Genomic DNA, 254 nt, shown 5'->3' with positions numbered 1-254 from the left:
CAGCTGCCCTGGTGACCTGGTTCACCTTTTTACCCTCGTTCCTGTTCATCCTTGCGGGTGGCCCCCTGGTTGAGTCGACCCACAACGAAATCAAGTTTACTGCCCCGCTTACCGCCATCACCGCCGCCGTAGTTGGGGTGATCCTTAATCTGGCGTGCTTCTTCGGTTATCACGTGCTTTGGCCGAAGGGCTTCAGCGGCAACCTCGACTGGCCTTCTGCATTGATCGCCATCGCAGCGGCAATAGCTTTGTTC

At 57.1% G+C, this 254-nt stretch carries 1 protein-coding gene; it reads left to right on the top strand.

Annotation, left to right across the window (positions count from 1 at the left end; genetic code table 11):
- A partial coding sequence (locus AAEZ05_RS29350) for a chromate transporter (RefSeq protein ID WP_350650135.1) occupies positions 1-254 on the top strand: 254 nt, incomplete at both ends.

This window comes from Pseudomonas sp. HY13-MNA-CIBAN-0226, from assembly GCF_040310305.1.
Classification (GTDB): domain Bacteria; phylum Pseudomonadota; class Gammaproteobacteria; order Pseudomonadales; family Pseudomonadaceae; genus Aquipseudomonas; species Aquipseudomonas gregormendelii.
The sequence above is the reverse complement of the archived record's forward strand: the minus strand, read 5'-3'. Positions and strand labels throughout refer to the sequence as shown.